Genomic DNA, 13,363 nt, shown 5'->3' on the forward strand with positions numbered 1-13,363 from the left:
CTGCTTGATTGTTCTTGTCAGGGTGTAGAGTCGATCAGGGGAGTTCGTGACGGTGGGGCAGGCCTTCCATGTCGCCGACCACCTTGACGGCACGGGCGCCGATCCAGTTGCCGCGGGCGACGGCGGCGGCCACGTCCAGGCCGTCGAGCATGGCGCTGACGAACCCGGTGGCGAAGCCATCGCCGGCGCCGACGGTGTCGACCACCTTCGCTACGGGTACGCCAGGAACCTCGCCCTCGGCCTCGGGGGTACGCCAGTAGGCCCCCTCCGGGCCGAGCTTGATGGCCACCGCCTGGGCGCCGTGGTCGAGGTAGAAGGCAGCGATGTCGGCGGGCTCGTCGTAGCCGGTCAGCAGACGCCCTTCGGCCAGGCCGGGCAATACCCAGTCGGCCAGGCTGGCGAGTTCGTTGAGCTCGTGGCGCATCTGGGCTTCGCTGTCCCACAGCGATGGGCGCAGGTTGGGATCGAAGGAGATGCTGCGGCCGGCGCCACGCATGGCTTCCAGCAGATGGCGGCTGAAGGAGCGGACGCTGGCCGACAATGCCGGCGGGATGCCGGTGGCGTGCAGATGGCGCGCCTGCAGCAGGCTGGGATCGAAGTCCTCGGCGATAGAGAGGTGACTGGCCGCCGAACCGCGGCGGAAGTACTCGACCACCGGATCGCTGCCATCGGTGGCGCGGGACTTGAGCTGGAAACCGGTGGGATGCCTGGGATCGACCCTCAGCCGGCTGCAGTCCAGGCCCTCGGCCTCGAGACTGGCGCGAACGAAGCGACCGAAGGAGTCGTTGCCCACCCGGGACAGCCAGGCCACCTTGAAGCCGAGACGGCTCAGACCGATGGCGACATTGTTGTCGGCGCCGGCGATGCGCTTGCCGAACTGGGCGACGCTAGCCAGGTCGCCCGGGGTTTCGGCCACGAACATGGCCATGGTTTCGCCGAAGGCGAGGATGTCGAAGTCAGCCATGGCGGCGCATCTCCTGCGGGCTATCGAAGGTGCGCAGCGTCGCCACCTGGCGGCGTGCTTCGGCAAGCAGATCGGCACCCATCAGGGGAAACTCGATGGCTCGCCGGAGGCCGGCGGGGAAGTACCCCATCAGGCCCTGCCAGGCCAGCAGGTCGGCGGCTTCCGGTGGCACGGCATGCAGCCCGCCGGCACGCCGGCGGACCGCCTTGCAGTGCAGATAGCGTACGTCCGGACCGAGCAGGCGGGCAGCCTGCAGCGGGTCCTCGTTCTGCCAGCGCCAGTTGCCGACGTCGAAGGTCAGTCCCACCGGCAGTTGCGCAGCCCGCGCTGCCTGGATGAAGGCGCGCAGGGGCTCGAGACGGCCGCCCTGCACGGTCTGGTCGTTTTCCACCAGCAGTTGCGGACCAGCGCCCGCCAGCAAGGTCGCCAGGGCCGTCAGGTCAGCGGCAGGGCGATAGTGACCGAGCGAGACCTTGAGGGTATCGGCGCCCAGGCGCCGGGCTTCTTCCAGGGCCTTGGGCAGATGCGGCGACAAGGTGGCGCCAGCGGCAGGCCACAGCTCCAGCGGCACCGAATATACGCAGCCCAGGCCGGCGGCCGCGATGGCGGCGCGCAGGGCGTCGAAATCGGGTTCGCCGTCGAACAGCTCCGCACGAATCTCCACGTGGGAAGCGCCCGTGGCGGCGATGAGGTCGAGCCAGGCAGCCTGGCCCTTGGGGCGGACCACGTCGGCGCCGAAGGCCGAGGTGGTGATAGCGATCTCCGGTGGCATTGTTGTTCTCCTGAAACCGGTTTCATCAACAGACGAGCAAAAAGGGGAAAGGTGCCTCAGGTTCGAGCGCGAGTGGATCGGCGGACGTGCAGTTCCGCAGCGAAGGTCTGTCGCACCGGTGCGCTGCGATCACCGTCGATTCGCCGTTGCAGGCGCTCGAAGGCCGCCACGCCCAGTGCATGGGTCGGCTGGGCCAGGGCGCTGATGCCGCCCCCCACCAGGGGAAACCAGTCCAGATCGTCCAGGGCGAGCAGGCCGAAGCGTTCGAACAGGGGCTCGCCCAGGGCCTGCAGGGCCAGGGTGGTCGCCAGGGTGGCCACGCCGTTGGCGGTGAGAATGGCCTTGGGGCCTGGTCCCGGCGCGGCCAGGAAGGCTGCCAGGTCGCTCTGCAGCGCCGGGGGCTGGTCCGCCTGGATGCTGTGGCTGCCGCGACAGCCGGGCTGGGCCGCCAATCTGGCTGCGAAAGCGGCCAGGCGCTGCTGGCGAGAGCTGGTGCCATCCAGCGGCTCGCTCACCAGCAACAGATCGCGATAGCCCTGCTCCAGCAAATGATCGACGCCGGTCTCGATGGCCTGGTGGTTGTCCAGCCCGACCAGATCGGCGTCGACGCCCGGCAATTCGCGGTCGAGCAGCACCAGCGGCAGCATTTTGCCCAACTGCCGCAGGTCAGCCGCATGCTGGCCGAAGGTGTTCACGATCAGGCCTTCGATGCTGTAGGACTGCAAGGCGGCCAGTTGCTGGCGCTCCTGCTGGGCATCCTGGTCGGTGTTGCAGACCAGCAGCGAATAGCCCTGCTGGCGACAGGCGGTTTCCACGCCATGCATCACCGCGGTGGAGTAGGGGTTGAGCATGTCGGCCACCAGCATGCCGACCAGGCGACTGCGCCCGCGCTTGAGGCCACGCGCCATCTGGTTGGGCTGGAATTCCAGGGCGACCACGGCCGCCTCGATGCGCGCGGCGAGGGCGTCCGACAGCAGGCGACGATCGCCGCCGATGTAGCGGGACACGCTGGCCTTGGATACGCCGGCGACGGCGGCCACTTCGGCGATGGTGGCGCGCGAGGTACGCACGCCGGAAGCAAAGAAGTCGTTCATGGCGTACCGCTGTTGGAGTTTTGTAGGTGCCTGAAACCGGTTTCAGTAAATCTTTTCTGCCCTTGGCGGGCAAGCCGGTCTAAGGTGCCTGCCGACCAGTGGTCGCCGCAGCCCCTCGTCTGGGGTGGTCACCTTCTTATGTCTGCCTAAGCCAGAGAGGTTCCGATGGACATCATCGACAGTCTCGCCAGCCGCCTGGGTGAAGCCCTGCAAGCCGCCGGTGCCCAGGTCACCACCGCCGAATCCTGCACCGGTGGCGGCATCGCCGAGGCGATCACTCGCATCGCTGGCAGCTCCGCCTGGTTCGAGGCCGGTTTCGTGACCTACTCCAATCGCCAGAAGACGGCGCAACTGGATGTCCCGGCCGCCCTGTTCGAGCAGGTAGGCGCCGTCAGCGAAGAGGTGGTGACGGCCATGGCCCGTGGCGCCCAACGGCGCGCCAATGCTCGCTTCGCCGTGGCGGTGAGCGGTATCGCCGGACCGGGCGGCGCAGTACCGGGCAAGCCGGTGGGTACCGTCTGGCTGGCCTGGATGGACAGGGAAAAGCTGCGCACCGAACGGCAGGTCTTTGCCGGCGATCGCGCGGCGGTTCGCCACCAGACCCAGGTACGCGCCCTGGAGGTTTTGCTGGCGCTGTTGGGTGAGGAAAAAGCCTCTCAGGTGTAGCAACCGGGTGGCGACTATGGTTTAATACTGTTCACTTATACAGTTATCCACGGCCGTCTGGCCCCTTCTTTCTTCGAGAGGAATCTAATGGACGACAACAAAAAGCGCGCCCTGGCCGCGGCCTTGGGACAGATCGAAAAGCAATTCGGCAAGGGTACCGTGATGCGCATGGGTGATCACGAGCGCCAGGCCATTCCGGCGATCTCCACCGGCTCCCTGGGCCTGGACATCGCCCTCGGCATCGGCGGGCTGCCCAAGGGCCGGATCGTCGAGATCTACGGTCCCGAGTCCTCGGGTAAGACTACCCTGACCCTGTCGGTCATCGCCCAGGCCCAGAAGCAGGGCGCCACCTGCGCCTTCGTCGACGCCGAGCACGCGCTGGACCCGGACTACGCCGGCAAGCTGGGCGTCAACGTCGACGACCTGCTGGTCTCCCAGCCGGACACCGGCGAACAGGCCCTGGAAATCACCGACATGCTGGTGCGCTCCAACGCGGTCGACGTGATCATCGTCGACTCCGTGGCGGCCCTGGTCCCCAAGGCCGAGATCGAAGGCGAGATGGGTGACATGCACGTGGGTCTGCAGGCGCGTCTGATGTCCCAGGCGCTGCGCAAGATCACCGGCAACATCAAGAACGCCAACTGCCTGGTCATCTTCATCAACCAGATCCGCATGAAGATCGGCGTGATGTTCGGCAACCCCGAGACCACCACCGGTGGCAACGCCCTGAAGTTCTACTCCTCGGTCCGTCTGGATATCCGCCGCATCGGCGCGGTGAAGGAAGGCGACGAGGTGATCGGTAGCGAAACCCGTGTCAAGGTGGTCAAGAACAAGGTGGCACCGCCGTTCCGCCAGGCCGAGTTCCAGATCCTCTATGGCAAGGGTATCTACCTGAACGGCGAGATCATCGACCTCGGCGTGCAACTGGGGCTGATCGAGAAGTCCGGTGCCTGGTACAGCTACCAGGGCAGCAAGATCGGCCAGGGCAAGGGCAACGCGGCCAAGTTCCTGGAGGATAATGCCGAGGTCAAGGGCGCCCTGGACAAGGCGATCCGCGAGAAGCTGCTGAGCCAGCCGAGCAACCAGAAAGCCGAAGTGGCCCAGGAAGAAGACGCCGACGTCGACTTCTGATCGCGCACTCAAGCTTGAGACGACCCCCGCCCTGTGCGGGGGTTTTCGCATAAGAACCTGTTCAAAGTCTGCAGATTTTGAGCACGTTCTAAGGGGAATTATCTTGGGCAATCCACTGGATACCACCGCCGCCATCCGCCTGGCCGCCATGGACCTGCTGGCGCGGCGGGAGCACGGGCGCGAAGAGCTGTCGCGCAAGCTGCGTCGCCGGGGCGCCGAGGAGGGCCTGCTCGGTCCGGTGCTGGATCGCCTGGCCGAGGATGGTCTGCTCGACGAGAGTCGCTATCTGGATAGCTACATCGCCAGCCGCGCCCGGGCCGGCTATGGCCCCCTGCGCATCCGCGAGGAGCTGGGTCAGCGGGGCCTGAAACGGGAGCAGATAGAGGTGGCGCTGCGCGAAGTGGAGGTGGACTGGCAGGCCCATCTGGAAGCCGTCTGGCGCAAGAAGTTCGGCACGCCACCGGCCGATGCCAAGGAGCGCGCCAAGCAGGGACGTTTCCTGGCCTACCGTGGCTACGCCATGGATGGGATCAACCGAGTGTTGAGCCGGCGGTAGAGGGGAGTGGCCTAGGGGGCTGGGCTTCGCTGCGCTCAAACCGGCCTGCAGGTTCATCCCGCCCACGGTGAGCGACTGATTGCGGAAAACGAAGGCTCGCACGGCTAACCCCTCTCCCTCAGGGAGGGGGTGGGGGTAAGGGCGTGCTTCGCGATGATGCCCGAGTGGAAAAGGAGGCGCCGTTTTCCCATGCGTTTGCCAGGAAAGGGATCGAGTTCAGAGCCATCGCGGCCATGGCGGTCCGCCGATGCGGCCGCTCCTACTGACGCTGATTGGACCGTAGGAGCGGCCCATGGCCGCGATGGCAGCGATCAACCTCGGTGGCGCAGGTTGCACTGCGCTCAACCCAACCTACGTAGATGCCCAGGACTCCGGTCGATTGAGTTCGTCCACCAGTTCGCGCAGTCGGCCGTAGTGGCGACCGTGGAAGTCGAAGGTGAGACGCGTCAGATGGGCGAATTCCGCTTCGTCGAGGTCACCTTCGCCCGGTGCCAGCTGGGTGAAGCCTGGGCTACGGCAGAGGTCGGCGAAGTCCGTTGCCAGGTTCTCCAGGCAGGCGGGCGTCAGCGCGTGCTTCAGGCGGATATAGAAGCGTTGGTCACGCCGGCGAGTGGAGTGGTAGTTGCCATAGAACTGCTCGATCTCCGCGGCGGCTGCCTCGGCGGAACGTACCAGGCGGACCAGCTTGAGATCGGCGGGCAGGATGTAGCCTTCATCGAGCAGGTTGCGCTCCAGATAGGCCAGGGCGTCGTCCCAGAAGTGGCCGTCGGGCGTGTCCAGTAGCACCAGGGGTACCAGCGGACTCTTGCCGGTCTGGATCAGGGTGAGTACTTCGAAGGTTTCGTCCAGGGTGCCGAAGCCACCAGGGCAGAGCACCAGCGCATCGGCTTCCTTGAGGAAGAACAGCTTGCGCACATAGAAGAAGTGGAAGGACAGCAGGTGATCCGTACCGTCGATGATCGGATTGGCCCGCTGCTCGAAAGGCAGGGTGATGTTGAAGCCCAGGCTGGCGTCGGGACCGGCACCTTCGTGGGCCGCGCCCATGATGCCGGCGCCGCCGCCGGTGATGACCATCATGTCGCGCCGGGCCAGGGCGCTGCCCAGCTCGCGGGCGAGCGAATACAGGGCATGGTCGATGCGGGTACGCGCCGAGCCGAACACCGTGACCTTGCGCCGCCGCCGGAAGCGCTCCAGGGTGCGGAAGGCCTGCTCCAGCTCCTTAAGCGTCTGCAGCATGATCTTGGCGTCCCAGCGCGCCGGGTTGGTCTGCGCCATGCGCACCACCGTCACCAGCATCTCGCGGTACAGGCTCAGGTTGGGACTGCCGCCGGGCAGGGCATGCTCCAGCAGGTCGTCGATGCGCTGACCGAGATCGGCGGCGCTGGGCTCCACGTGGCGGGCCAGGTAGCTGTCGTCGCTGTCTTCGGTCATTGCGCGAACTCCCGTTACTTGCCCAGGCCGCAGTCGGCCGCCTGGAAGCGCTCGACCATGATCGGCTTGTTGGTCTGGTATTCGGTGAAGTCATAGACCAGGGTGGCGCCGCGAGCCAGCAACTGACGGTAGCCGTTGTTCTGGCAGACGCTCTCGGCGAGCTGCACACGGACCGTCGCCGGATTCTCGCGCATGCGGGCGGCATGGGCCGGGCGCACGCTGAGGTGGTCGATCAGTTGCTTGCCCTGCACGGTGTAGCCACGGTCGAGGATGTCTTCGTTGATGGCGCGAGGCGTGCCCTGGCTGCTCTCGGCGGCGACCTTGCGCAGCATCTGGTTGAGCTCGTGGTCCTTGAGCGACTCGGCCGCCTGGGTGGTGAAGGGCAGGGCGAGCATCAGGGCGAGCAAGGCAAAACGAGGCATCGTGTTCTCCAGCTTTGGGGAAGCCCGTTTCGACCGTGGTCGCGGGCAGGGGTTCGCAAGGCGTCTACGCAGGGTACCTTGCCTAGCCGCCGCGAGCATCCCGGTCGCTCTGGTAAACTGCGTTTTTGCCCAAGAGCCCGGCATGACCCCGACCTCAGATACCTCCCCTCATGCCGTGGCTCGCCTGCGCCAGGAGCGCCTGGCGCGCAGCATCAAGCCTTTCGTCGCCCGGGGGTCACGCATGGCGCGCTGCCCGAACTGCCGCCTGGCCCCAAGTCATTGCCTGTGCGAGCTGCGCCCGCTACGCCAGACCCGGGCCGGGATGTGTCTGCTGATGCACGATGTGGAGCCGCTCAAGCCGAGCAACACCGGCTGGCTGATTGCCGACGTAGTGGCCGATACCCATGCCTTCGGCTGGAGCCGTACCGCCGTCGATCCACGTCTGCCGGCCTTGCTGGAACAACCCGAGTGGCAGCCGCTGCTGGTGTTTCCTGGCGAGTACGCCGCGTCCGAGCGGGTGGTGGAGACCTTGCCGCTCGCGCCTGGCCAGCGGCCGCTGTTCGTGCTGCTGGATGCCACCTGGACCGAAGCGCGCAAGATGTTCCGCAAGAGCCCCTATCTGGATGCCCTGCCAGTGCTGAGCTTCCAGCCCTCGGCGCTGTCGCGCTATCGGCTGCGTCGTTCCACCCGGAACGAGCACCTCTGTACCGCCGAGGTGGCGGCGCTGTGCCTGGAGCTGGCCGGAGAGGCGCCGGTCGGTCGATTGCTGGAGGCCTATCTGGATGTCTTCAGCGAGCGCTACCTGGATGCCAAGCACCATCTGCCGCTGGCGGCGGACAGTCCGGCCAGCCAGCACCTGAGGGCGCTGCGGTCTAGTTGACCGGCTTGACCTCCACCGGCGCCTGTCGGGGCCAGAGTTGCGCCGCCAACATGCCGGCGAACATCAGGGCACAGCCCAGATAACCGCGGCCGCTGAGGGATTCGCCCAGCAGCCAGGCGCCGAAGACGGCGGCGAACACCGCCTCCAGGGAAAAGATCACCGCTGCGTGGGAGGCGATGGCGCCGCGCTGGGCGAAGACCTGCAAGGTGTAGCCGATACCCGCGGCGATCACCCCGCCATAGAGCAATTCAGGCAGGGCGAGGGCGATCTGGCCGGCCTGGATCGGCTCGAAGACCAGCGCCAGCAGCAGGCTCAGGACGGCGCAGACCAGAAACTGCACGATGGATAGCAGGGTCGCGTCATGGCGACTGGAATAGTGCCCCACCAGCAGTACGTGCACGCCCCAGGCCAGGGCGCCGGCCAGTTGCAGCAGATCGCCCGAGGCCACCTGGAAGTTGTCGCCGAGGCTGAGCAGGGCCATGCCGACCACCGCGAGACAGGCGCCGACCCAGGTCCCGACGTGGCTGCGCTGGCCCAGCAGCAGTCCCAGCAGGGGCACGACGATGACATACAGCCCGGTGATGAAGCCGGAGTTGGTCACGCTGGTGAACAGCAGGCCGACCTGTTGCAGGTTGATGCCCAGGGTCAGCACCAGGCCCATCAGCAGGCCGCCCTTGAGGGTGTCGCGGGTGAAGGCCTGCTGGCGGCCGCTATGACGCAGGAACAGCAGCAGGGGCAGCAGGGTAAGGGCGCCCAGGGCGAATCTCAGGCCGGTATAGAGGAAAGGACCGATGTGCGCCATGCCGCCGGTCTGGGCGACGAAAGCGCTGCCCCAGATGATGGCGGTGAGCAGCATGAGCAGGTCGGCACGGAGAGCGGCGCTGGGCATCGGATGTCTCTTGGGCAAAAAAGCGCCACTGTGCCGCAACCGTCGAGCCTTGCCTACCGCTCGTATACCCTTCGGCCTTGCTCCCGCCCGCGCCGTTCGGCATGCTGAGGCGAGCAGCGAACGCTGCCGGTGCGCGAGGCGCCGGGTGTTCGCCGCCTCAGACAACAAGGAAAGCGACACCATGGCGGCTGCCTACCAGATCCTGATCGCGGACGATCATCCGCTGTTTCGCAGCGCGCTGCAGCAGGCGCTCACCCTGGGCCTCGGTGCCCAGGCGCGGCTCACCGAGGTGGCCGACATCGCCGAACTCCAGGCCTGTCTCGCCGAGAGTACCGACTGGGACCTGGTGCTGCTGGACCTGAACATGCCCGGGGCCTACGGCTTCTCCGGGCTGGTGCTGCTGCGCGGGCAGTATCCCCAGGTGCCGGTGGTGATGATCTCGGCGCAGGAAGAGCCCGCCGTGGTGCAGCGCGCCCGGGAATTCGGTGCCAGCGGCTTCATTCCCAAGTCCAGCGATCTGGGCACCTTGCAACAGGCGGTCAGCCAGGTGCTGGATGGCGATACCTGGTGGCCGCCGCAGGTGGAAGGCGCCGCTGCCCTGAGCGAGGAGGCCAAGGCCGCCAGCGCCGGGCTCGCCAGCCTTACCCCGCAGCAATTCCGCGTCCTGACCATGCTCTGCGAAGGCCTGCTCAACAAGCAGATCGCCTTCGAGCTGAATGTCTCCGAAGCCACGGTGAAGGCCCATGCCACGGCCATCTTCCGTAAGCTCGGCGTTCGTACCCGCACCCAGGCGGCGCTGCTGCTGCAGCAGCTGGAGAGTACCTCCAGCTAGCCGGCACCTCTGGCGCGGGCAGTCGGCTCGCGCCAGAGGTGCCGATTTCCCGCTTTGTGCACCTGTCGCCCGCTATCGTCGGCGGTTCGACCACGCTGAATGGAGTTCCAGGTGATCTCTCCCTACAAAGGCAAGACCGGTCTGCGCCGGGTCATCAACGCAACGGGTTATTCACTGGCCGGCTTGCGCACGGCCTTTCGCCAGGAGGCGGCGTTTCGCTCCCTGGTAGCGCTCAACGTGGTGCTCTTGCCCATCGCCTTCTGGCTGGACGTGAGCCGGGGCGAGCGTGCCCTGCTGGTGGCGGTCTGCCTGCTGTCGCTGGTGGTCGAACTGTTCAACGCCGCCATCGAGGCGGTGGTGGATCGCATCTCGCTGGACTGGCACGAACTGTCGAAGAATGCCAAGGATCTCGGCAGTGCCGCGCAGTTCGTGGCCATGATCATCATCACGGCGGTGTGGGGCATCGTCCTGCTCGGCTGAGCAGGACGACCACTCAGACTGGTGCGCCGAGGGTAGCGCCTGCGGCGGTTGCGTCGCTGACCATGCCCTGTTCCGGCACGCTGGGCTGCGCCGAATGGATGACCTTGTGGATGAAGCTTGCGGGTCACGTTGTCATTGACTGAACGGGCTGAAGCCCAGCTATGATGCGGCTTTAGCCCGAATCGAGAGCGGGACACAACGCCCGACTTTCGGGCCGGGTGCCGTGTCCTCGTGCCGGGGTCACGTGTCACCGGAGCCAGCAGTATGAGCACGTACCTAACGCGCAAGGATGGGCGCTATCTCTATCGCCGTCGATTCCCCAAGGCCGTAGCCGACGCCATAGGCAAGGCGGAGATGAAGCGCGCCCTTGGCACCGCAGACCGGACGGAGGCGCTGAAGCTTTCCCGTTCCCTGTCTGTCGAGTTTGACCGCATCTGCGAGGCTGCCCTGGCGCCTGTCCATGCTGCCCCTGGCGCGTGCTCAGTACCTGCCCCTGTACGCCTCACAGCGGACGACATCCTGCGCCAGATGCAGGCAGCTATGCACCGGGTACAGGTCGAGGCGCTGGAGCGTATGCAGGCGCCTGGATGGCAGCAGGAGCTGGCGTGGCGGCGTGCCTCCCTGGCTGCCCATGCTGCCGGCCAGATGCCCGCCGAGATAGCCATGCACCCCACCATCGCAGCGGGCGCTATGAGGGCCTTGGACGGCGTTGTGGCTGGAGACGTACCAATGCCAGCCCCACAGGAGATCGCCCCGCCTAGGCCCCTCGCAGAGGCTCAAGCACTGCCCACTGCGGTAGGGTCCAGTGTTGCCACTCAGGCAGAGTTCGAGCTGGCGCTAGAGGCGTATTGCGTAGGGAAGTCGAAGTCCCGCAAGGCCCAGGCCAGGAACGTCAGCGCCGCCGTGCTGCGCTTCCCCTGCACACCTACCCAAGCCGAGGCGCAGATTCTGGAGTACCTGACGGGAAAGCTGGAGGAGGGGATCAAGCCCAGTACGCTGCGCACCGCCAGCACGCTGCTGTTCGCCATCCTGAAATGGCTACCGGGGTTCGAGGGGCTGGCCCTGCCGAAGCGACACCCCACCACCGAGGCGCTACGGGGTGAGATGCTGGATGCGGAGGCTAGAGCGCCTGTCCCGCGAGACGTACTGCTAAGCGCTATCCAGTCCTTCCAGGAAGTAGGGGATGACGTATCGGCTGCTGCGTTCCGGCTGCTGGCGCTGTATGGCATGCGGCCCTCGGAGCTGCTACGCGAAGGGCCATCGAGCATTCAGGAGCGGCGGGACGTGCTAGGCAATGTTGATACGGTGTTCGTGGCTGGGCTCACGATGCGCAAGACGCGGAACAGTAAGCGGGCGCTGCCGATCCACCCTGACGACCTACCGCTGTTTGCCACGGTGCATGCATCCCTGGGATTGGCGGAGGACTGTTCGCTTGATGAGCGAGAGCACCGAGGACGCATCAGAAGCAACGAACTAGCGAAGCGCTTCCGGCGGTTGCTGCCGCCGGAGCTGCGCCCGGAGCTAAGCCTGTACGGTGTGCGGCACCTATTCGCTGACCTTGCCCGCGCTGCTGGTGCTACGGAGGAGGAGGCCGGTGCCCTGCTTGGGCACACGACCAAAGGTGCGTCGAAGGTGACTGGTATCTATGGCGGGGGTAAATCTTTAGATCGCGCCAAAGAGATTTTATTAGGCGTGAGAAGCTTTATCGCCTGATTGATACGGCAAGGCGCTACCGGACTAGTTCTAAGGTATCTGTTCAAGTCCTTGCCATATGCGGCCAGCTCCCCTGACTCGGTTACAAACACAGCATACCTAGGGACGACTTGAGCGGCCGCGCCACTAGCAGCAAGGAACACATCATTAAGTGTAGAGTTTCCTTCGTAGTTATATTCGGCAGGCGATAATCTGTACTTTTTACCGTCGCCTGCAACTATCGTGTCAGTGATACCGATAGCTTTCAGATTCCTAGCAAGATCAATGTAGTGCTGCCAAATGGCATCATGTAGTTCTATGCGTATTGTAAAGCTAGGCATGTTGCACTCTCCGTGTGATGGTTGTCTCACAGTAGCCTGCCCGTATGCGGTGTCAACTAGTCCTTATTGCGGCCTGAATTTGGATCAAATCTGCGCGGGCGTCTCCGACCCTATCACGGCCTCCGTTCCCCCGCGGGTGGGCTGACTGGCGCCAGGCGGGCCGCTTGCCGGGGAGAGTGAGGCCGTGCATCACAGCGCATCCAGAACATTGATTGCACGCGATACGAGGTGCATCCAGTACCGTATCGCTTGTAGTGATATGGGTATACCTCAGGCACCACCGTTTATCGGCTTCCTTGGCTGTGGTGATAACGGCGCTTGACCAGTCTAATCGACACAATCAATATCGACACATCCTAACCGATACAGGCTGTGCCGCCATGATGATCCGTGCCTACCTCCGCGCCTCCACTGCCGAGCAAGACGCCAACCGCGCCAAGGCCGACCTGGACGAGTTCGCCAAGCAATACGGGCAGCGCATTGCTAGCTACTACCCCGAGAACGAGTCAGGCGCCACGCTCAAGCGTCCCGAGCTATTCCGGCTGCTGTCGGACTGCCAGCCTGGGGACGTGCTGCTGGTGGAGCAGGTGGACCGTCTGGCGCGTTTGAATGAGGCGGACTGGGCTAAGCTCCGCGCCGAGCTATCGGCCAAGGGGGTGCTGGTTGTGGCGCTGGACCTGCCTACCTCTCACCAGGTCATGCAGGGCACCAAGGCCGGGGACGACTTCACCCGCCGTATGCTGGGCGCCGTCAACGACATGCTGCTGGATATGCTCGCTGCCGTGGCTCGCAAGGACTACGAGGACCGCCGCCGTCGCCAGGCCCAGGGTATCGAGAAGGCGAAGGCTGACGGCGCTTACAAAGGCCGGAAGACCAACACCGAGCTGCACGACCGGATCAAGAAAGCCCTAGTCGCCGGCCATACCGTCCGCCAGGTGGCGCACCTCGTAGGCTGCAGCACCGAGACTGTACAGCGGGTGCGGAAGCTCATGGCCCAGGCGGCAGGGCAGGCGTAGCCCAGCACGGCGCCCTAGGCGAGGCGGTCAGTAGCTGGGCCTGGCTACCCTACAGGTCTGCGGCTACGCCTCCCTCGCGTGCTCCTGGACAGGCTGGCTGCACTGGGTGCCCAGGGGAGGCCGATCACGGTCACGGCAGGCGGCTATTCCGGTTGTTGGATTGTTGATGTCACATATCGAGAGGGCGGCAAGAACGC

At 65.5% G+C, this 13,363-nt stretch carries 14 protein-coding genes; 8 read left to right on the top strand and 6 right to left on the bottom strand.

Annotation, left to right across the window (positions count from 1 at the left end):
* Positions 1 to 34: 34 nt before the first annotated feature.
* Genes AR540_RS03965 through AR540_RS03975 form a run of 3 tightly spaced genes read right to left on the bottom strand, consistent with a single transcriptional unit; the run spans position 35 to position 2,830 of the window.
* Positions 35 to 964 carry a sugar kinase gene (locus AR540_RS03965; RefSeq protein ID WP_059226539.1) on the bottom strand — a complete coding sequence of 310 codons (930 nt, stop codon included), beginning with the start codon at positions 962 to 964 and terminating at the stop codon, positions 35 to 37.
* Positions 957 to 1,736: a sugar phosphate isomerase/epimerase family protein gene (locus AR540_RS03970; RefSeq protein WP_059226540.1), complete on the bottom strand. Its 780-nt coding sequence runs from the start codon at positions 1,734 to 1,736 to the stop codon at positions 957 to 959. The genes AR540_RS03965 and AR540_RS03970 overlap by 8 nt, the downstream gene beginning before the upstream one ends.
* A 56-nt stretch (positions 1,737 to 1,792) precedes the next feature.
* On the bottom strand, positions 1,793 to 2,830 hold the full coding sequence (locus AR540_RS03975; RefSeq protein ID WP_059226541.1) for a LacI family DNA-binding transcriptional regulator: 1,038 nt from the start codon (positions 2,828 to 2,830) through the stop codon (positions 1,793 to 1,795).
* Between the two features lie 165 nt (positions 2,831 to 2,995).
* Here AR540_RS03975 and AR540_RS03980 point away from each other — a divergent pair, with 165 nt between their 5' ends.
* The 3 genes from AR540_RS03980 (at position 2,996) to recX (ending at position 5,183) form a co-directional block, all read left to right on the top strand.
* A complete protein-coding gene (locus AR540_RS03980; RefSeq protein WP_059226542.1) occupies positions 2,996 to 3,496 on the top strand; it encodes a CinA family protein in 501 nt (166 codons plus the stop codon).
* 87 nt (positions 3,497 to 3,583) lie between these two features.
* Complete coding sequence (recA, locus tag AR540_RS03985; RefSeq protein ID WP_059226543.1) at positions 3,584 to 4,627, top strand: recombinase RecA; 1,044 nt, start codon at positions 3,584 to 3,586, stop codon at positions 4,625 to 4,627.
* A gap of 103 nt (positions 4,628 to 4,730) precedes the next feature.
* Positions 4,731 to 5,183 (top strand): recombination regulator RecX, encoded by a 453-nt coding sequence (recX, locus tag AR540_RS03990; protein WP_082706901.1) that lies wholly within the window; start codon positions 4,731 to 4,733, stop codon positions 5,181 to 5,183.
* Positions 5,184 to 5,534: 351 nt separating this feature from the next.
* Here recX and AR540_RS03995 read toward each other — a convergent pair whose 3' ends face one another.
* Together AR540_RS03995 and AR540_RS04000 are read right to left on the bottom strand one after the other, a co-directional pair.
* The gene (locus AR540_RS03995; RefSeq protein ID WP_059226544.1) at positions 5,535 to 6,614 is read right to left on the bottom strand and encodes a TIGR00730 family Rossman fold protein; all 1,080 of its coding nucleotides are present in this window, start codon (positions 6,612 to 6,614) and stop codon (positions 5,535 to 5,537) included.
* 14 nt (positions 6,615 to 6,628) lie between these two features.
* Positions 6,629 to 7,036 carry a quorum-sensing-regulated virulence factor family protein gene (locus AR540_RS04000; RefSeq protein WP_059226545.1) on the bottom strand — a complete coding sequence of 136 codons (408 nt, stop codon included), beginning with the start codon at positions 7,034 to 7,036 and terminating at the stop codon, positions 6,629 to 6,631.
* A gap of 142 nt (positions 7,037 to 7,178) precedes the next feature.
* Here AR540_RS04000 and AR540_RS04005 point away from each other — a divergent pair, with 142 nt between their 5' ends.
* Positions 7,179 to 7,916 carry a tRNA-uridine aminocarboxypropyltransferase gene (locus tag AR540_RS04005; RefSeq protein WP_059226546.1) on the top strand — a complete coding sequence of 246 codons (738 nt, stop codon included), beginning with the start codon at positions 7,179 to 7,181 and terminating at the stop codon, positions 7,914 to 7,916.
* On the opposite strand, the gene AR540_RS04010 is transcribed toward AR540_RS04005, so the two are convergent.
* A complete protein-coding gene (locus AR540_RS04010; RefSeq protein WP_059226547.1) occupies positions 7,909 to 8,805 on the bottom strand; it encodes a DMT family transporter in 897 nt (298 codons plus the stop codon). The two genes, AR540_RS04005 and AR540_RS04010, sit on opposite strands and share 8 nt — an antisense overlap.
* A gap of 181 nt (positions 8,806 to 8,986) precedes the next feature.
* Here AR540_RS04010 and erdR point away from each other — a divergent pair, with 181 nt between their 5' ends.
* The 4 genes from erdR (at position 8,987) to AR540_RS04030 (ending at position 13,166) form a co-directional block, all read left to right on the top strand.
* Positions 8,987 to 9,637 carry a response regulator transcription factor ErdR gene (erdR, locus tag AR540_RS04015; protein ID WP_059227941.1) on the top strand — a complete coding sequence of 217 codons (651 nt, stop codon included), beginning with the start codon at positions 8,987 to 8,989 and terminating at the stop codon, positions 9,635 to 9,637.
* A 99-nt stretch (positions 9,638 to 9,736) separates the two neighbouring features.
* Positions 9,737 to 10,117 (top strand): diacylglycerol kinase, encoded by a 381-nt coding sequence (locus AR540_RS04020; protein ID WP_059226548.1) that lies wholly within the window; start codon positions 9,737 to 9,739, stop codon positions 10,115 to 10,117.
* 264 nt (positions 10,118 to 10,381) lie between these two features.
* Entirely contained in the window at positions 10,382 to 11,830 is a 1,449-nt protein-coding gene (locus AR540_RS04025; RefSeq protein WP_059226549.1) for a DUF6538 domain-containing protein, read from the top strand.
* Positions 11,831 to 12,530: 700 nt separating this feature from the next.
* Positions 12,531 to 13,166 (top strand): recombinase family protein, encoded by a 636-nt coding sequence (locus tag AR540_RS04030; RefSeq protein ID WP_059226550.1) that lies wholly within the window; start codon positions 12,531 to 12,533, stop codon positions 13,164 to 13,166.
* Positions 13,167 to 13,363: the final 197 nt, after the last annotated feature.

This window comes from Pseudomonas sp. EpS/L25 (assembly GCF_001512295.1).
In the GTDB taxonomy this organism is placed as follows: domain Bacteria; phylum Pseudomonadota; class Gammaproteobacteria; order Pseudomonadales; family Pseudomonadaceae; genus Chryseomonas.